The organism is Citrobacter enshiensis (genome assembly GCF_029338175.1).
GTDB lineage: Bacteria > Pseudomonadota > Gammaproteobacteria > Enterobacterales > Enterobacteriaceae > Citrobacter_D > Citrobacter_D enshiensis.
The window spans coordinates 2,833,889-2,852,553 of record NZ_CP119862.1; the positions used below are offsets into that span (position 1 = coordinate 2,833,889).

The 18,665-nt window shown below is 52.2% G+C and carries 20 protein-coding genes and 1 riboswitch; of the genes, 10 read left to right on the top strand and 10 right to left on the bottom strand.

What is annotated here, in order from left to right:
• Nucleotides 1-24: 24 nt before the first annotated feature.
• Nucleotides 25-1,935: an ATP-dependent DNA helicase gene (locus P2W74_RS13760; protein WP_276292038.1), complete on the bottom strand. Its 1,911-nt coding sequence runs from the start codon at nt 1,933-1,935 to the stop codon at nt 25-27.
• A gap of 136 nt (nt 1,936-2,071) precedes the next feature.
• Between P2W74_RS13760 and P2W74_RS13765 the strand changes: the two genes are divergently transcribed.
• Nucleotides 2,072-2,416: a RidA family protein gene (locus P2W74_RS13765; protein WP_276292039.1), complete on the top strand. Its 345-nt coding sequence runs from the start codon at nt 2,072-2,074 to the stop codon at nt 2,414-2,416.
• A gap of 7 nt (nt 2,417-2,423) precedes the next feature.
• Here P2W74_RS13765 and P2W74_RS13770 read toward each other — a convergent pair whose 3' ends face one another.
• A complete protein-coding gene (locus P2W74_RS13770) occupies nt 2,424-2,603 on the bottom strand; it encodes a YoaH family protein (RefSeq protein ID WP_276292040.1) in 180 nt (59 codons plus the stop codon).
• A gap of 83 nt (nt 2,604-2,686) precedes the next feature.
• On the opposite strand from P2W74_RS13770, the gene pabB reads away from it, so the two are divergent.
• The 4 genes from pabB (at nt 2,687) to P2W74_RS13790 (ending at nt 7,907) form a co-directional block, all read left to right on the top strand.
• Entirely contained in the window at nt 2,687-4,048 is a 1,362-nt protein-coding gene (pabB, locus tag P2W74_RS13775) for an aminodeoxychorismate synthase component 1 (protein WP_276292041.1), read from the top strand.
• 3 nt (nt 4,049-4,051) lie between these two features.
• Nucleotides 4,052-4,630, top strand: coding sequence for a CoA pyrophosphatase (locus tag P2W74_RS13780; RefSeq protein WP_276292042.1), 579 nt, complete (start codon nt 4,052-4,054; stop codon nt 4,628-4,630).
• Between the two features lie 183 nt (nt 4,631-4,813).
• A complete protein-coding gene (gene sdaA / locus P2W74_RS13785) occupies nt 4,814-6,178 on the top strand; it encodes an L-serine ammonia-lyase (RefSeq protein ID WP_276292043.1) in 1,365 nt (454 codons plus the stop codon).
• 130 nt (nt 6,179-6,308) lie between these two features.
• Nucleotides 6,309-7,907, top strand: a complete 1,599-nt coding sequence (locus P2W74_RS13790; RefSeq protein ID WP_276292044.1) for an EAL domain-containing protein — start codon at nt 6,309-6,311, stop codon at nt 7,905-7,907.
• 6 nt (nt 7,908-7,913) lie between these two features.
• Here P2W74_RS13790 and yoaE read toward each other — a convergent pair whose 3' ends face one another.
• Together yoaE and P2W74_RS23630 are read right to left on the bottom strand one after the other, a co-directional pair.
• Complete coding sequence (gene yoaE / locus P2W74_RS13795) at nt 7,914-9,473, bottom strand: CNNM family cation transport protein YoaE (RefSeq protein ID WP_203358107.1); 1,560 nt, start codon at nt 9,471-9,473, stop codon at nt 7,914-7,916.
• Nucleotides 9,461-9,619, bottom strand: a complete 159-nt coding sequence (locus P2W74_RS23630; protein WP_412767193.1) for a protein YoaL — start codon at nt 9,617-9,619, stop codon at nt 9,461-9,463. The genes yoaE and P2W74_RS23630 overlap by 13 nt, the downstream gene beginning before the upstream one ends.
• Before the next feature lie 315 nt (nt 9,620-9,934).
• On the opposite strand from P2W74_RS23630, the gene manX reads away from it, so the two are divergent.
• From manX to mntP, 5 genes are all read left to right on the top strand, one after another.
• On the top strand, nt 9,935-10,900 hold the full coding sequence (gene manX, locus P2W74_RS13800; protein WP_276292045.1) for a PTS mannose transporter subunit IIAB: 966 nt from the start codon (nt 9,935-9,937) through the stop codon (nt 10,898-10,900).
• Between the two features lie 58 nt (nt 10,901-10,958).
• Nucleotides 10,959-11,759, top strand: a complete 801-nt coding sequence (gene manY, locus P2W74_RS13805; RefSeq protein ID WP_276292046.1) for a PTS mannose transporter subunit IIC — start codon at nt 10,959-10,961, stop codon at nt 11,757-11,759.
• 12 nt (nt 11,760-11,771) lie between these two features.
• A complete protein-coding gene (locus tag P2W74_RS13810) occupies nt 11,772-12,623 on the top strand; it encodes a PTS mannose transporter subunit IID (RefSeq protein WP_276292047.1) in 852 nt (283 codons plus the stop codon).
• Nucleotides 12,624-12,674: 51 nt separating this feature from the next.
• Complete coding sequence (locus P2W74_RS13815; RefSeq protein WP_276292048.1) at nt 12,675-13,133, top strand: DUF986 family protein; 459 nt, start codon at nt 12,675-12,677, stop codon at nt 13,131-13,133.
• 195 nt (nt 13,134-13,328) lie between these two features.
• Nucleotides 13,329-13,429, top strand: a riboswitch (yybP-ykoY riboswitch).
• A gap of 131 nt (nt 13,430-13,560) precedes the next feature.
• Entirely contained in the window at nt 13,561-14,127 is a 567-nt protein-coding gene (gene mntP, locus P2W74_RS13820; RefSeq protein ID WP_276292049.1) for a manganese efflux pump MntP, read from the top strand.
• Here mntP and rlmA read toward each other — a convergent pair.
• The 6 genes from rlmA to mgrB form a co-directional block, all read right to left on the bottom strand.
• The gene (gene rlmA, locus P2W74_RS13825; protein WP_276292050.1) at nt 14,124-14,933 is read right to left on the bottom strand and encodes a 23S rRNA (guanine(745)-N(1))-methyltransferase; all 810 of its coding nucleotides are present in this window, start codon (nt 14,931-14,933) and stop codon (nt 14,124-14,126) included. The two genes, mntP and rlmA, sit on opposite strands and share 4 nt — an antisense overlap.
• Nucleotides 14,934-15,074: 141 nt before the next feature.
• Entirely contained in the window at nt 15,075-16,820 is a 1,746-nt protein-coding gene (ftsI, locus tag P2W74_RS13830) for a peptidoglycan glycosyltransferase FtsI (RefSeq protein WP_276292051.1), read from the bottom strand.
• 219 nt (nt 16,821-17,039) lie between these two features.
• Nucleotides 17,040-17,249, bottom strand: a complete 210-nt coding sequence (gene cspE, locus P2W74_RS13835; protein ID WP_001062678.1) for a transcription antiterminator/RNA stability regulator CspE — start codon at nt 17,247-17,249, stop codon at nt 17,040-17,042.
• Nucleotides 17,250-17,261: 12 nt separating this feature from the next.
• Nucleotides 17,262-17,405, bottom strand: a complete 144-nt coding sequence (locus tag P2W74_RS13840) for a DUF2627 domain-containing protein (RefSeq protein ID WP_192611929.1) — start codon at nt 17,403-17,405, stop codon at nt 17,262-17,264.
• Nucleotides 17,406-18,105: 700 nt separating this feature from the next.
• Entirely contained in the window at nt 18,106-18,393 is a 288-nt protein-coding gene (locus P2W74_RS13845; protein WP_276292052.1) for a YebO family protein, read from the bottom strand.
• A gap of 74 nt (nt 18,394-18,467) precedes the next feature.
• Nucleotides 18,468-18,611 carry a PhoP/PhoQ regulatory lipoprotein MgrB gene (gene mgrB / locus P2W74_RS13850; protein ID WP_162379727.1) on the bottom strand — a complete coding sequence of 48 codons (144 nt, stop codon included), beginning with the start codon at nt 18,609-18,611 and terminating at the stop codon, nt 18,468-18,470.
• Between the last annotated feature and the right edge of the window lie 54 nt (nt 18,612-18,665).

The window sequence follows — 18,665 nt, forward strand, 5'->3', positions numbered from 1 at the left end:
TATCTTACCATACTCCGTAACAAATTACTTAACCGATGGGAGGGCAAGAAACCGGACGGCGCGAGCAATATCCCGGGTACGCGGCGCGGGCGGGAGGCTGGCCAGGAACGTCGCGCCATAGGGGCGCATAACGAGCCTGTTATCACAAATCACCAGCACGCCACGGTCATCGGCATCACGGATCAGGCGCCCCACCCCCTGCTTCAGGGTGATGACCGCATCCGGTAACTGAACCTCATCGAAAGGATCGCCGCCGCGCAGTCGGCAGTCTTCCATTCGCGCTTTGAGCAGCGGGTCATCCGGCGAGGTAAACGGCAACTTGTCGATAATCACCAGCGACAAGGTATCGCCGCGCACATCGACGCCTTCCCAGAAACTGCTGGTCGCCACCAGCAGCGCGTTACCCGCACTGACGAACTGTTGCAACAGTTGACCTTTGCTGGTTTCGCCTTGCAGCAGCACCGGCAACGTCATGGTGGCGCGGAACTGTTCGGCAAGGTCGCGCATCATGGCGTGCGAAGTACACAACATAAAGCAGCGCCCATTGTTTGCTTCAATGATGGGTCGTAGCATTGCGGCCAACTGGCGCGCCGCGCCGGGTTGGTTGGTCTGCGGCAGGTTTCGCGGCACTAACAGCAGCGCCTGCTGCGTGTAATCGAACGGACTGGGAAGCAGCATGGATTCTGCCTCTTCAATCCCCAGTCGCGCGGTAAAGTGGCGGAGATCGTCATTCACCGACAGGGTCGCTGAGGTAAAAATCCAGCTGCCGGGTTTCTGCGCCATCACCTCTTTGAATTTATCCGCGACACTCAGCGGCGTCAGCGCCAGGGTAAAATGGCGCGACGTGCATTCATACCAGTAGCTGTAGCCTGGCTGATTGATCTCTTTTAGCCGCTTGAGGCGGGTGCGATACAGCGTGGCCCGCTCAAAGGCGGCGTCTAACAGCGCCGAGCGCCCCAGAGAAAGTTTCGCGACGTCGTAACACAGTTCGAGCGTGTCATCGAGCAACAGAAAGGCCCGCTGGACGCGCGGATCGGCGAGAAGCTCGCGCAGGTTCCCCCGGTAGCCAGGCTCACCTAATTGCAAACGGAAATCTTGCGCACTCTGGGCAAGACGGTCGGCACATTTTTGCAGTTGTTGGGTGTCTTTGAGTTCGGTGCGATACGCAATCGTAAAATCTTTTGCCAGATCAAGTAGCTGTCGGCTGGAGAGTGACTGCCCAAAGTACTGGCTGGCGATGTCGGGAAGTTGATGGGCTTCGTCGAAGATCATCACCTCGGCCTCGGGGATCAGTTCACCGAAACCGCTCTCTTTCACCACCATGTCAGCCAAAAAAAGATGATGGTTGACCACCACGACATCTGCATCCATCGCTTTTTTACGCGCTTTGACCACAAAGCACTCTTTGTAGAGCGGGCAATCGCTGCCCAGACAGTTGTCATTGGTGCTGGTGACCAGCGGCCAGGCCTGGGAGTCTTCCGCCACGCTAACGCAGGTACTGATGTCGCCATCAAGGGTTTGATTAGACCAGGAGCGCAGTAAGATGACGTCGCTCAAAATTTGCACCGGCAAGTCACCGCCGGCCAGCGCCTGCTGTTCAAGACGCTCCAGACACAAATAGTTTGAGCGCCCTTTCAGCAGCGCCAGTTTGCCGGTGAACTTCAGGGCGTTTGCCACGGTAGGGAGATCGCGACTGTAGAGCTGATCCTGCAACGCTTTCGAGCCCGTTGAAATAATCACTTTCTTTTTGGCGCGCAACGCAGGCGCGAGATAGGCGTAGGTTTTCCCTGTGCCTGTCCCGGCTTCGACGACCAGAGGGGCCGAGGTTTCAATCGCATGGGCCACGGCAACGGCCATTTGTCGCTGTGGTTCGCGCGGCTTAAAACCCGCTATCGCTTTCGCTAACTGACCGTCTACGGCAAAATCGTCCGACACACTACCCCCTGTTCATTTGAACAGGGATTATGTCAGGCCAGAGGATCTTTCGCCAGTTGAAGAGGTGACGACGGCATAACAATGTGGCAGTCTTGCCGCGTAAAAATGGAACCTTAACGCTAACGAGGAGTAATTGATGACTATTGTACGTATTGATGCCGAAGACCGTTGGTCTGATGTGGTCATCCACAATAATACCCTGTACTACACTGGCGTACCTGAGAACCTGGAGGCTGACGCCTTCGAGCAGACGGCCAACACCCTGGCGCAAATCGATGCCGTATTGGAAAAGCAAGGCAGCAATAAAGCACGTATTCTGGATGCGACCATTTTTCTTACCGATAAAAGTGATTTCGCGGCGATGAACAACGCCTGGGACGCCTGGGTTGTTGCCGGACATGCGCCTGTACGTTGCACGGTACAGGCTGGGTTAATGAACCCGAAATACAAGGTTGAGATTAAAATTATCGCTGCCGTCTAAGGTCGCGTTATTCGTCCTCATCCTCAAAACGCGCCACGATCCGCTCGCCGGTATGGGTGGCGCGTAACTCCGCAGCCACCAGCGTAATCGCCTCCCCGCTACTCATTCCTTGTGACATCAGTTCCTGAATGCGTTCTACCGCTTTTTGCTGCTGATCGTGCGTGAGTGAAGGTAAACCTGCAAACATGATGAACTCCTGCTAAATTGTTAACGCTAATTATTTCATGCTACCCGGCACATAGCCAGTAGAGTAGTCACGAGTCAGGACAGATGAAGACGTTATCTCCCGCTGTAATCCAGTTACCCTGGCGTCAGGACGCCGCTGAACACTATTTTACGCCGCTGAGTCATACCCCCTGGGCCATGCTTCTGCATTCTGGTCACGCGGATCATCCGCATAACCGCTTTGACATTCTGGTGGCCGATCCCATCACAACACTGGTCACACGTGGAGAAAAAACGCGGGTCTGTGATGCGCATAACTGCACCACAACGACGGATGATCCGCTGAACGTCGCGCAGACAGCGCTGGCGTCTCTGGAGATGACCCCATCGCACAGCGACGATTTACCGTTTCAGGGGGGGGCTGTGGGGCTTTTTGGTTACGATCTGGGGCGCCGTTTTGAATCTCTGCCCAATATCGCCCAACACGATATCACGTTGCCGGATATGGCGGTGGGAATTTACGACTGGGCGCTGATTGTCGATAACCAAAAGCAAACCGTGTCGCTGCTCAGCCATTCGGACGCAGCCGCACGACTCGACTGGCTGGAAAGCCAACAGGCGCCGGTGCATGAGCCGTTCAGATTAACTTCTGCCTGGCAGTCGAACATGACGCGCGAGCAGTATGGTGAAAAATTTCGCCAGGTACAGGCTTATCTACACAGCGGCGACTGCTATCAGGTGAATCTTGCCCAGCGTTTTCAGGCTGACTATCAGGGTGACGAATGGCAAGCCTTTGTGCGTCTCAATCAGGCCAACCGGGCTCCTTTCAGCGCCTTTTTACGTCTGGAAGATGGCGCTATTTTGAGCCTTTCGCCAGAACGATTTATTCAACTCGCGGACGGCCACATTCAGACCCGGCCCATCAAAGGGACACTTCCGCGTCTGGAGGATCCACACGATGACCGTCAGCAGGCGCAAAAACTCGCCAGCTCACCGAAAGACAGGGCGGAAAACCTGATGATTGTCGATCTGATGCGCAATGATATTGGCCGCGTCGCCGTTCCGGGGTCAGTCAAAGTGCCCGAACTGTTTGTCGTTGAGCCGTTTCCGGCGGTACACCATCTGGTCAGTACCATCACCGCGCAGTTGCCCGACCACCTGCATGCCACCGATTTGCTGCGTGCCGCCTTCCCTGGCGGTTCGATCACCGGCGCGCCGAAAGTCCGTGCAATGGAAATTATTGATGAACTGGAGCCACAGCGACGCAATGCCTGGTGCGGCAGCATTGGGTATCTCAGCGTTTGCGGCAATATGGATACCAGTATCACCATTCGCACCCTGAGCGCTACGGAGGGAAAACTGTCGTGTTCCGCAGGCGGCGGGATTGTGGCGGACAGCCAGGAAGCGGCGGAATATCAGGAAACGTTTGATAAAGTGAATCGTATTTTGCATCAACTGGAGAACTAATACGTGGATAACAGCAGCCTGACGCTCGATGATTTTTTATCACGGTTTCAACTTTTACGCCCTGAGATGAATCGTGAAACGCTAAACAACCGTCAGGCCGCCGTACTGATCCCCGTCGTTCGTCGCCCTCAGCCTGGACTGCTGCTCACCCAGCGTTCCGTCCATCTGCGTAAACACGCCGGTCAGGTGGCCTTTCCCGGCGGCGCGGTAGACAGTAGCGATGCGTCGATTATCGCCGCTGCACTGCGCGAAGCCCACGAAGAGGTCGCGATCCCGCCAGAGGCCGTTGAGGTGATTGGGGTACTCCCTCCGGTAGATAGCGTTACCGGGTTTCGGGTGACGCCCGTCGTTGGCATCATCCCACCCGACCTTCATTATCACGCCAGTGAAGATGAAGTGTCTGCCGTGTTTGAAATGCCGCTGGCGCAAGCGTTGCAACTGAGGCGATATCATCCACTGGATGTGTATCGTCGCGGGGACTCTCATCGCGTCTGGCTTTCCTGGTATGAGCATTATTTCGTCTGGGGCATGACGGCCGGAATTATTCGTGAGCTGGCGCTGCAGATTGGCATGAGACCCTGACTATACTTAACTTTACACGTACCGAACACGACTTGAAACTCCACGCCCAATATTAGTAAAAGCAAGGTTACCTATTAGTTTAATTCATGTGAATAGTTAAGCTGATAGCCCTATTCCCTCTTACACTATGCAAAGTTATTACATCGTTACTGGAACCCCAGTTACCCTGTCAGGAGTATTATCGTGATTAGTCTATTCGACATGTTTAAGGTGGGGATTGGTCCCTCATCCTCCCATACTGTAGGGCCTATGAAGGCGGGTAAACAGTTCGTCGATGACCTGGTCGAAAAAGGATTATTGGATAGCGTTACCCGTGTCGCCGTGGATGTATACGGCTCACTGTCATTAACGGGTAAAGGTCACCACACCGATATCGCCATTATTATGGGTCTGGCGGGGAACGAACCTGCCACCGTTGATATTGATAGCATCCCGGGTTTTATCCGCGACGTTGAAACGCGCGGACGCCTGTTGCTGGCTCAGGGTCGGCATGAAGTGGATTTCCCGCACAATAACGGGATGCGTTTTCATAATGACAATCTGTCATTGCACGAGAACGGAATGCAGATCCATGCGTGGAACGGCGAAACCGTCATCTACAGCAAAACCTATTATTCCATCGGCGGCGGTTTTATCGTTGATGAAGAACATTTTGGTCAGGACGCAACGGGTGATGTGAGTGTGCCTTATCCGTTCAAATCAGCCACCGAAATGCTGGAATATTGCAACAGCACCGGCCTGTCGCTTTCTGGCATGGTGATGCAAAACGAACTGGCACTGCACAGCAAGAAAGAGATTGAAGAGTATTTCGCCAATGTCTGGCAGACCATGCAAGCCTGTATCGATCGCGGCATGAACACCGAAGGCATTCTGCCTGGCCCGCTGCGCGTTCCGCGCCGTGCGTCTGCGCTGCGCCGGATGCTGGTTTCCAGCGACAAGCTCTCCAGCGATCCGATGAACGTTATCGACTGGGTGAACATGTTCGCCCTTGCTGTTAACGAAGAGAACGCGGCGGGTGGCCGGGTGGTGACGGCACCAACCAACGGCGCCTGCGGTATCGTCCCTGCGGTGCTGGCCTATTATGATCATTTTATTGAGTCAGTCAGCCCGGATATCTATATCCGTTACTTCCTGGCCGCTGGCGCTATCGGCGCACTGTACAAAATGAACGCCTCTATTTCTGGTGCTGAAGTCGGTTGCCAGGGGGAAGTTGGCGTGGCCTGTTCAATGGCCGCTGCGGGTCTGGCGGAACTGCTGGGCGCCAGCCCGGAGCAAGTCTGTGTTGCAGCCGAAATCGGTATGGAACACAACCTGGGCTTAACCTGCGATCCGGTTGCGGGTCAGGTGCAAGTGCCGTGTATTGAACGTAACGCGATTGCCTCTGTGAAAGCGATCAACGCCGCGCGTATGGCAATGCGTCGTACCAGCGCACCGCGTGTCTCGCTGGATAAAGTCATTGAGACTATGTACGAAACGGGCAAGGATATGAACGCCAAGTACCGTGAAACGTCGCGTGGCGGGCTGGCCATTAAAGTGCAGTGTGACTAATACTTGAACCTCGCCCATCTGCAACGGATGGGCGAATTTTACGCGTCTCCCTCGTCTACGGTAATTTTCCCCACTACACTTGCTCTGTCGCGGTTGGCTTTTGTTGCCAACGGCTTATCGGGCAGCTCGCATGCAAACAGCTCAACGGATCATCAAAAACTACCGTCGTAACCGTTTCATTGTTTGCACGATTTGTGCGCTGACCACACTCATCCTGACGTTATGTGTCCGCTTTATGTCGGAACGAAATTTTAATCATCATCGAACCGTGTCGTTCGCCAATCATGCCGTTAACGCACTGGATGATGTCCTGCGTCCCCTCCAGTCAGGGCGGGATGTGATGCTGCCGTTGATTGGCCTGCCCTGCTCCGTCACCCATTTAGCGCTGCGTAAACAGGCCGCCAAACTGCAAACGGTTCGTTCCATTGGCCTGGTCGAAGGGGGCGTGTTGTACTGCTCCAGCATCTTTGGCTATCGCAATGTGCCGGTCAGCCAACTGCATGCAAACCTTCCGGCGCCAGAGCCTTTGTTGCTTCTCTCCATCGATCGCTCGCTGATCAAGGGCAGCCCTATTCTTATCCAGTGGTATCCGTCATCATCCAATGGCAAAAACGGGGTGCTGGTGATCGTGAACATCGATTTGCTGGTGGATATGCTTCTTGAACCTGAACAGCCGCAAATCACCAGCGCGAGTTTGTCCGTCGGCAATCACCATCTCCTTTATGGCAGAGGGGTCGTCGACACGTTACCTCCTCTCAATGGTGAACAACGTTACCAGCTTTCCTCACAATATTTTCCGTTCACCATTAGCGCGACCGGTCCTGGGGCGGGAGAACTGGCGCTAAAGCATCTGCCCTCTCAGCTCCCGCTCGCCATGATGCTCAGTCTGTTGGTGGGGTATCTCACGTGGCTGGCGACCGCCAACAGAATGAGTTTCTCCTGGGAGATCAATCTGGCCCTTGCCGCGCGCGAGTTTGAGCTTTTTTGTCAGCCATTAGTGAACGCCCGTACACAGCAATGTATTGGCGTAGAAATTCTGCTGCGCTGGAATAATCCCCGCCAGGGTTGGATCTCTCCGGATGTGTTTATTCCGATCGCCGAAGAGCACCATCTCATTGCCCCACTGACCCGCTATGTGATTGAGGAAACGGTTCGTCAGCGGCATTTTTTTCCGATGAGCAGTCAGTTCCATATCGGTATCAATGTGGCGGCCAGCCACTTTCGTCATGGCGCACTGTTAAAAGATCTCAACCGATACTGGTTTAAAGCGCATCCCATCCAGAAGCTCGTTCTTGAACTCACGGAACGGGATGCGTTGCTTGACGTGGATTATCGCATGGTACGCGAACTTCACCGTAAAGGTGTCAAACTCGCGATTGATGATTTTGGGACGGGAAACAGTTCACTGTCGTGGCTGGAAAAACTGCGGCCAGATGTGCTGAAGATCGATAAGTCGTTTACCGCCGCTATCGGCACCGACGCGGTGAATTCGACAGTGACCGATATCATCATTGCCCTCGGACAGCGGTTGAATATCGAACTGGTGGCGGAAGGCGTGGAAACACAAGCGCAGGCACAGCATCTTCGCCAACACGGCGTACACATACTGCAAGGATTTCTGTATGCGAAACCGATGCCATTACGTGATTTTCCACAGTGGCTGGCGGGCAGCTCACCGCCGCCCGCCCAGCATAACGGGCACATGATGCCCGCCATACCGTTTCGTTAAACCCGCTTATTCATCTTCGTCATGCGCGGGTTGCTCTTTAACAATACGTACCAGATCAACCCGATAGTCATTGGCTTCGACAATCGTAATGCTCAATGGTGCGACTTCAATAACGTCTCCCACACGCGGAATATGGCCATTTACTGCGATGACCAGTCCCGCGACCGTGGCGATTTCATCGTCGTCGTCCACCAGATTATCGACCGCAAGCGCCTGTTGCAGGGCGTGGAGATCGGTCCCACCTTTCACCAGCCAACCGTCAGCGTCGGTAATGATTTCCGGTGTTTCATCGGCATCCGGGAACTCACCGGCAATCGCTTCCAGAACATCCAGCGGCGTGACCAGCCCCTGCACCACGCCAAATTCGTTGGTGACGATGACAAAGCTACCGCGAGCACGACGCAATACGCCTAACAGATTGATCGGGTCCAGCGTTTCCGGAACCACAATCGCCGGCGATGCGGAGGCGATGGCCGCGACATCGACGCCCTCTTCCAGAGCAACCAGCAGTTCTTTCGCACGGACGATACCGATAATTTCATCAAGCTCGCCACGGCAAACCGGGAACAAACTGTGCGGAGAGGAGAGCAATTGCTCGCGGATTTCATCCACGCTCAGACTCGCATCAACCCAGCTAATCTCACCGCGTGGCGTCATAATGCCGCGTAACGAGCGCGACGCCAGCGTCAGCACACCGTTAATCATGTAACGCTCTTCATCGGCAAAGGCACCTTCCAGGACGGGAACCACCGCCGGGATATCCGATTCACTCTGCACATTCGCCTGACGTTTTCCGCCCATTAAGCGCAGAATCGCGTCAGCGGTACGCGCACGCAGCGGTAACGTCGACTGATGGCGGATAAAATTACGCCGGGCAATTTGGTTAAACAGCTCAATAATAATGGAGAAGCCAATCGCCGCGTACAGATAACCTTTCGGAATGTGGAAGCCGAAACCTTCAGCCACCAGACTCAAACCAATCATCAGCAGGAAGCTCAGACAGAGCACGACCACTGTCGGATGTTGGTTCACGAAACGTGTCAGCGGTTTAGAGGCCAGCAGCATCACCGCCATTGCAATGACCACTGCCGCCATCATCACTGGCAGGTGGTTAACCATACCTACAGCGGTAATAACCGCATCCAGCGAGAAGACCGCATCCAGAATGACAATTTGCGTAACCACCACCCAAAAACTCGCATAGCCTTTACCGTGCCCGGAATCATGCTCGCGATTTTCCAGCCTTTCATGGAGTTCCGTGGTGGCTTTAAACAGCAAGAATATCCCCCCGAGCAGCATGATCAGGTCACGCCCCGAGAAGGTTAAATCCCAGACGGTAAAGAGCGGTTTGGTTAAGGTCACCATCCACGAAATGATGGACAGCAACGCAAGACGCATGAACAGCGCCAGTGACAAACCGATGAGACGTGCTTTATCGCGCTGCTTTGGCGGCAGTTTGTCAGCCAGAATCGCGATAAAGACCAGGTTATCAATACCCAGAACAATTTCGAGAACAACAAGCGTGAGCAGCCCCACCCAAATTGAGGGGTCCATTAAGAATTCCATGACAAGCTCCTGCTTAAGGAATAGCCAGACGGCGCACTGAACATCTCAGCCGATAAAGCAATGTGCAAATTCAGGTTGTGGCAAACGTTGCCAGAATGGCAGGCGCAAAGCGGCCTAAAGGTGAAATGACGTCGGTGACGATCCATACATCGGGCTACTGCCCTATACTCCTTAGAAATTAAAACAGATCATAAACATAACAGAGGCACTATCTTTTTGGCAAAGATTTACGGTCCTTTGCAAAGAGATGTGACAGAGATATTTTACACCACGAAATTTCTCGTAACCGAAACCTAAATTACGGATCTTCATCACATAAAATATTTTTTTCGATATCTAAAATAATTCACGAAAATCACAGGTTTTCTATTGTAACCCTTTTCTGAATCGATTCGATTGCGGACGGCGATTCAAAATACATTTTTGCGTCGATGTGTTAACGATAATAAAGGAGGTAGCAAGTGACCATTGCTATTGTGATAGGCACACATGGTTGGGCTGCAGAGCAGTTACTTAAAACAGCCGAAATGCTGTTAGGCGAGCAGGAAAATGTCGGCTGGATCGATTTCGTTCCAGGCGAAAATGCCGAAACGCTGATCGAAAAGTACAACGCTCAGTTGGCAAAACTCGATACCAGTAAAGGCGTGCTATTTCTCGTCGATACATGGGGAGGCAGTCCGTTTAACGCTGCCAGCCGCATTGTCGTTGACAAAGAGCATTATGAGGTTGTCGCAGGCGTTAACATTCCCATGCTGGTGGAAACGTTTATGGCCCGTGATGACAACCCGAGCTTTGACGAATTAGTTGCTCTGGCGGTAGAAACCGGACGTGAAGGCGTGAAAGCGCTGAAAGCAAAACCGGTTGAAAAAGCGGTGCCCGCACCGGTTGCCGCGCCAAAAGCGGCCGCACCGGCGAAACCAATGGGTCCTAATGATTATATGGTCATTGGTCTGGCCCGTATTGATGACCGTCTTATCCACGGCCAGGTGGCAACACGCTGGACCAAAGAAACGAACGTTACCCGCATTATCGTGGTAAGCGATGAAGTGGCTGCGGATAACGTCCGTAAAACGCTATTAACACAAGTCGCACCTCCGGGCGTAACGGCACACGTCGTAGATGTCGAGAAGATGATTCGCGTCTACAACAACCCGAAATACGCCGGCAATCGCGTCATGCTGTTGTTCACCAATCCTACTGATGTGGAGCGTATCGTCGAAGGTGGCGTCAAAATCACCTCCGTGAACATTGGCGGTATGGCCTTCCGCCAGGGCAAAACGCAGGTTAACAATGCGGTTTCCGTCGATGAGAACGATATCGTCGCCTTCAAAAAGCTCAACGAACGCGGCATCGAACTTGAAGTTCGTAAAGTTTCCACCGATCAGAAACTGAAAATGATGGACCTGATCGCCAAAGTGGCGAAATAACCCGTCCGCATTTAATTAGCTTTCACACTTAAGTCTGTATAGCAATAGGAGAAGTACAATGGAGATTACCACTCTTCAGATTGTGCTGGTGTTCATCGTCGCATGTATCGCGGGTATGGAGTCGGTACTTGATGAATTTCAGTTCCACCGTCCGCTGATAGCCTGTACGCTGATCGGCGCCGTTCTCGGGGATATGAAAACCGGTATTATCATCGGTGGTACCCTGGAAATGATCGCTCTGGGCTGGATGAACATCGGTGCCGCCGTGGCACCGGATGCCGCACTGGCGTCCATTATCTCAACCGTTCTGGTTATCGCCGGTCACCAAAGCATCGGGGCAGGTATCGCGCTGGCTATCCCGCTGGCGGCGGCAGGTCAGGTTCTGACCATTATCGTACGTACCATCACCGTGGCATTCCAGCACGCAGCAGATAAGGCGGCCGAAAACGGCAACCTCACGGCGCTTTCCTGGATCCACGTCTCCTCCCTGTTCCTGCAGGCAATGCGTGTCGCAATTCCGGCCGTTATCGTGGCTATCTCTGTCGGTACCAGCGAAGTGCAGAGCATGCTCAATGCGATTCCAGAAGTCGTGACCGGTGGTCTGAATATTGCGGGCGGTATGATCGTCGTCGTCGGTTATGCAATGGTCATCAACATGATGCGTGCGGGCTACCTGATGCCGTTCTTCTACCTCGGCTTTGTGACAGCGGCATTTACTAACTTCAACCTGGTCGCTCTGGGTGTGATTGGCGCAGTCATGGCCATCCTCTACATTCAGTTGAGCCCGAAATATAACCGCGTAGCGGGTGCGCCGGCTCAGGCTGCTGGTGATAACTCCCTCGATAATGAACTGGACTAGCAGGTGAGCGAAATGGTTGATATGACTAAAACAACTACCGAGAAAAAACTCACTCAGAGTGACATTCGTGGCGTGTTCATTCGTTCTAACCTGTTTCAGGGTTCATGGAACTTCGAACGTATGCAGGCGCTGGGTTTCTGCTTCTCTATGATACCGGCAATCCGTCGTTTGTATCCTGAGAACAACGACGCACGCAAACAAGCGATTAAACGTCACCTGGAGTTCTTTAACACCCATCCTTACGTGGCTGCCCCGGTACTGGGCGTTACGCTGGCAATGGAAGAACAACGAGCTAACGGCGCGGAGATCGACGATGGTGCCATCAACGGTATCAAAGTCGGTCTGATGGGACCGTTGGCGGGCGTCGGTGACCCGATATTCTGGGGTACTGTTCGTCCGGTGTTTGCCGCACTGGGCGCCGGTATCGCGATGAGCGGCAGCCTGCTGGGTCCACTGTTGTTCTTCATTCTGTTCAACCTGGTTCGTCTGGCAACCCGTTATTACGGCGTGGCCTACGGTTACCGTAAAGGTGTCGATATCGTTAAAGATATGGGCGGCGGCTTCCTGCAAAAACTGACTGAGGGGGCGTCAATTCTCGGCCTGTTTGTCATGGGGGCGTTGGTTAACAAGTGGACGCACGTTAACATCCCGCTGGTGGTTTCCACCATCACCGGTCAGGATGGTCAGACGCGTGTCACGACGGTACAAACTATCCTTGATCAGCTGATGCCGGGTCTGGTTCCGTTGTTGCTGACCTTTGCCTGTATGTGGTTGCTGCGTAAGAAAGTCAACCCACTGTGGATCATCGTTGGCTTCTTTGTCATCGGTATTGCGGGTTACTCTGTAGGTCTGTTGGGTCTGTAATAACGTTGTACTTTACCGGGGGCCTGCCCCCGGTTTTTATTTGGAGGATTCATGACAATCACGGACCTGGTGCTGGTTCTCTTTATTGCCGTGTTGCTGGCATTTGCCATTTACGATCAGTTCATCATGCCCCGCCGTCACGGCTCCACCCTGCTTTCTGTTCCCCTGTTGCGTCGCAGCCGTGTGGACAGTGTTATCTTTATTGGCCTGGTGCTCATTCTTATCTATAACAACGTCACCAGCCACGGGCCGCAAACCACCACATGGTTATTATGTGGTCTGGTATTAATGGGATTGTATCTGTTCTGGATCCGGGCGCCCAAAATCATCTTCAAGCAAAAAGGCTTCTTCTTCGCCAATATGTGGATAGAATATAACCGGATTAAAGAAATGAATTTATCCGAGGATGGCGTGCTGGTGATGCAATTAGAACAACGCCGATTGCTGGTCCGCGTACGAAATATAGACGATCTGGAAGGAATATATAAACTTTTCGTTTCTTCTCAATGAGTTAATAATATAGCCTGAACTATATCCCGGTATATCAGCCAACGACAAACATAGCTCAGGCTATATTTTAATAGCTAAAATTATTATTCCTTTTAACCTTTCATTGATATTTAAATCTAAATGAAAATCGTTTTCAGTTAGAGGTCAAATATTATTTCCTCATTGTTGTTTTATATTCTCAAAATATGTTAAGGTTGCGCCGTCATTTGGGGAGTAGCCGATTTCCAGACTCCGGAAATGTACGCGTCAACATACTCGTTGAAAAACGTGGCGCGTACGGACTGAAACTCTCAGTCAGGCGAGACCATATGCACATCAACTGCTATGCCAACCAGACGGCTGATACTGTGATCACAGATAAGCGTCAGGGGGCATGTTTGCTGGGGGCAGTGATGTGTTTTATGGAAACCCCGGTCAGGACGCTGTCATGCATTTTACCGCTACAATTCTTCTCGCTTTTGGCATGTCGATGGACGCCTTCGCTGCGTCGATTGGTAAAGGTGCCACACTGCATAAACCCAAATTCTCCGAAGCTCTGCGCACCGGCCTTATTTTTGGCGCTGTCGAAACGCTGACCCCGCTGATTGGTTGGGGCATGGGAATGCTGGCAAGCAAATTCGTTCTCGAATGGAACCACTGGATCGCCTTCCTGCTGCTGATTTTCTTAGGCGGGCGTATGATCATTGAAGGCTTTCGGGATAACGATGAAGAAGACGCAGAGCCCCTGCGCCGTCACAGTTTTTGGCTGTTAGTGACAACAGCTATTGCCACCAGTCTTGATGCCATGGCCGTTGGGGTCGGTTTAGCCTTCCTGCAGGTGAATATCATCGCGACTGCGCTGGCCATTGGTTGCGCGACGCTTTGCATGTCGACGCTGGGAATGATGATTGGCCGATTCATTGGCCCGATGCTGGGCAAACGCGCTGAAATTTTAGGCGGGATCGTGCTGATTGGCATCGGCGCCCAGATCCTCTGGGCCCATTTTTACGGCTAACTGTCGCGCTGCCAGAGGTGAAGACTGAAATCGGTCTGGCAGTCAAACACGTCCCTGGCTGACAGCGCTTCCCACACGTCGGGTTTCGCCCGCCATGCAAAAGGCGTCATCTGTAACAATGCAACAGCCTCACTGCCGCTTAGGCTCATCGGATAGTTCAACGCCACGCTCTGCTGTAACGTAAAACCGTCGATCTGCTCCGTGTGCGGGGCATGCAGGCGGATCTCATCATAAATCAGCCCCTTGAGCTCCATTAAATGGCGTGGCCCCGGCGTTGCGGTGATCACCCATCCCCCCGGTTTGACGACTCTGGCTAACTCTTCGGCTTTGCACGGCGCATAGATCCTGATAATGGCATCCATTGACGCATCAGCAAATGGCAGGCGATGACTCGAGGCAACGCAGAACGTCACCTGCGGATAACGCTTCGCCGCAGACTTAATCGCCACTTTTGCCACATCCAGGCCAAACACGGTGATTCCTGGCTGCGCATCGGCAAAAGCATGTGTGTAATACCCTTCGCCGCAGCCAATATCGAGAACCGATGTCGCATGGGAACTTAAACGTTCATTGAGGATATTGACGATAGCGTCACGCAGCGGCTGATAATGCCCGGCATCAAGAAATGCCCGACGCGCCTGCATCATTTCCGCACTATCCCCCGGATCGCGCGAGCGTTTATGCTGCACCGGCAGTAAGTTGACATAGCCTTCTTTCGCCACATCAAATTGATGTCGTTGCGGACAGATAAAACTGTTTTTTACTTGCGCAAGAGGGTGGTGGCAAAGAGGACAAGAAAACAACATGACAACTCCGGCTGATGGCTTCGGGGCGCAAGTGTAACGCGAATTGCCCCCCGGGAAAATATACTCTCACTAATTCACGTTGCAGGACAACGCGCAGGAGCCCCCTGAAGGCTGGCCCGCAGGCCTGGTGGCTTGACTCTCTTACAGTGCAGGGGTCGAAACGCGGCTGCCGTGCATGACAAGCAAATGGTCAGAATCGGCGGGCATGCCATCAGGCTTGACGTTTTCGAGGCGCAATACGTCTCCCATAATCTGGCTAAATACCGGAGCCGAAACCGCCCCACCATAATAAGAACCATTCTGCGGATCGTTGATCACAACCACCAGCGCAAATTTCGGATCACTCGCCGGGGCGACACCCGCCGTGTAGGCCACATATTTGTCGACGTACTTTCCATCGTCACCTATTTTTTTCGCCGTGCCGGTTTTCACCGCGACACGGTAATCTCTCACCGCAGCTTTGGTTCCCCCGCCTCCGGGCAACGCAACGCTCTCCATCATATGTTCAACTTCGTGGACCAGACCTTCAGACATCACCCGGGTGCCAATCACCGGAGGATCGATACGGGTGATGGAGAGAGGCCGATAAATACCAAAGCTGCCGATCGTCGCGTACACATGCGCCAACTGCAGGGGCGTAACCATCAGACCATAACCGAAAGCGAATGTTGCCCGATCGAGATCGCTCCAGTAACGTCGTTGGGGTAGCAAACCGCTGCTCTCCCCGGTTAATCCCAGCCCTGTCGGCGCACCAAAGCCGAAACTTTTATAAGTATCAAGTAATTGCTGAACCGGCATCGCGAGTGAGAGATGTGAAACCCCCGTGTCACTCGATTTTTGCAAAATGCCGGTTAAAGAGAGTTCAGGGTAGAAGCCCACGTCGCGGATACGATGGCCATCAAGATTAAACGGATGCGTGTCGATCACGCTGTCTGGCTGCACAATGCCCTGCTTTAGCGCAGTCATGACCACCAGCGGTTTGACGGTTGAGCCCGGTTCGAAGGTGTCGCTAATGGCACGATTTCGAAAATCGTCCAGCACGGCCCCTTCACGATTGTTCGGGTTAAAATCCGGGAAGCTTGCCATCGCAAGAATTTCGCCGGTGGCAACACTGACCAGCACTGCTGCGCCCGACTCCGCTTTGTTCCAGGTGACGGCATTGTCTAAGGCATCTTCCGTCACGGTCTGCAAACGCTCATCGATACTGAGTTGCAACTCATGTGCCGGAACAGGCGCGACTTCCGTGATGTTCTCAATCACGTGCCCGAATTTGTCTTTACGCACAAGGCGCGAGCCCGGTTTTCCCGTCAATTGCGAATTAAAACTTTTCTCAACCCCTTCAATGCCCTGCCCATCAATATTGGTAAAACCAATCAGGTTAGCCGCAACATGTCCGGCAGGATAAAATCGGCGAGATTCTTCACGCAGATTGATCCCCGCAAGGTTAAGTTTGTCGATCCATTGTGCTTGTTGTGGAGACACCTGGCGCGCCAGATAGATAAATCGCCCCGCCGGATTACTGTTAACCCGCTTTGCCAGCGTACTTAACGACAGATGCAGCGTACTTGCCAGTGCTTGCCAACGTTCGTTATATCCCACGCCGCCCTTGCTGATGATGGTTTTCGGATCGGCCCAGACCGCATTCACCGGCACACTGACGGCCAGCGGACGCCCTTCCCTGTCGGTAATCATCCCGCGCGGAGATACCGTCGTGACTTCACGTAACGAGCGCATATCTTCTTGCCTGACCAGGTTTGTCGGCGTGACAATTTGTAACCACGCAACGCGCCCGAGTAATAACCCCAAACTTACCAGTATTGCCGCACAAAGCAGTGCATAACGCACGGGGGTAAAATTAGCCACAGCGCCGTCGCTTTTCTTTTTCACCTGATCTCCAGCAAACTCACTTTTCAGGTGATTGATTTAACGAAAAATAGTGAGGGAAATCGGGAAAAACAATGCTACGAACTTCGCGGTTTTGCAACAAAGCGCGAACAGAAGGATATTCAGAAATGTTTTGACGCAAGTTGAATTAAAAAGCCCCGCATTTGCGAGGCTTTATATCTGAGGTTGATGCGCCTGAACGCTTCAAATCAGTGGTATCGATCAGATAGCTGTTACGTTAACAGCAGCCGGACCTTTCTGGCCGTCCTGAATTTCGAACTCAACGTTCTGGCCTTCAGCCAGAGTTTTGAAGCCATTACCCTGGATAGCAGAGAAGTGTACAAACACGTCTTTGCTGCCATCAGCCGGAGTAATGAAACCAAAACCTTTAGACTCGTTGAACCACTTAACTTGACCTTTAATCTTTGCCATTTGCAAAATTCCTTAGATTGTTTTCTTCGCCCGCAGGCATAACATAGATAAAACTGAGACATTACTGCTTGAGGCACTAATATAAGGTTCGGCAGAGAAGCGGTATTCAACGACAACGTTTTTACTCAGGACTTCTTTACTGAAAATGCCACACATAAACAGAACTGTACCTCGTTTAACCCAAGCCGTGTTATCACATACAACGTTAAATATGGCAAGCCATTTTTAAACGTGTCTCGATCAGTCGCACAAATCCCGAAAGTCGCCAAAGCGCGACTGCACAGTTATGCGCTAAATCCGCTGAAGATATATTTTCGCCTCTCTACGTCCGCTCTGACAGACCGCGTTCAGAACAGACGCTTTTCTACCATAGCTCAATAACTTCGGTTGTTCCAGGCAAGTCGCTCAACTTATCGCCACAAGTGACAGATATCACTTTTTATGCTTTGTAATGCATAATTTGTCACATAACAAAATCACACCAATTGCAAAAAAACAGATACGAATGGCTGATTTTTTAATGGATTAATGTACCAAAATTCTCCCACGACGTTGTGCACCAAAATAATGAAGATACGATGACAATGCACAAAAAAAGTGAGAGAAACGTTTCGTTATTAATAAAAACGATCACCATCACAAAAAAAGAATAATCATATTTTAGTTGTAGGGAATAACATTAATTAATGCTGGGAGGGATAAGATATTAATTGTTCAATGAAATATTACGTTGCCAGGACCCACTGCAGACGATAATCAAAATGCACACTTGCACCAGAATAGTGCATCACCGCGAAGGATGACAGGATGACGTGTCCGCAGACGGTGCTGGCAAACTCGCATCCTGTCAACCCGGCTACCTTTCCGCTACCAGACGAATGATATCATCGTCCTCTTCCCGTACATTTGCTGCGGGGGTCGCTTCAGCCGCTTTCTCAGGTTCATTTGCTTCACACAGACGACGCAGCAACGCGTTTTGACGTTTTTGCTGGTCTAACAAGGATTCGAGCAATTCGATCTGCTCATTGGTACGCGAACTTGCGCGGTTGACGAAGAACCACAAGACAAGACCAACAACCAGAACCACCACCGATACCATTAAAGACGCGAAAGTCAGCGCGCCTGAGTTCAGAACTTCGTTCATTTTACCACCTCAATGTAGACGGGGCATTTTAGCACTGCTACACGAGAAGGTAATCACCTGTCGTAAAAATGCGGTTACCAGGGAATAAATTTATTGATGGCGCAAATACCGCTGAAAAATTGTACATCCTGATCGCACATGATGTTGAACACCTGCGCCCAAAGCAACAGGCAAACCAGCACGCCAATTATCAGGAATACCCACCGAAACTTTTTCACTCAGTTCTCCGAATCCACATCTTATGACTCTAAATTACCATGCGTTACCTAAAC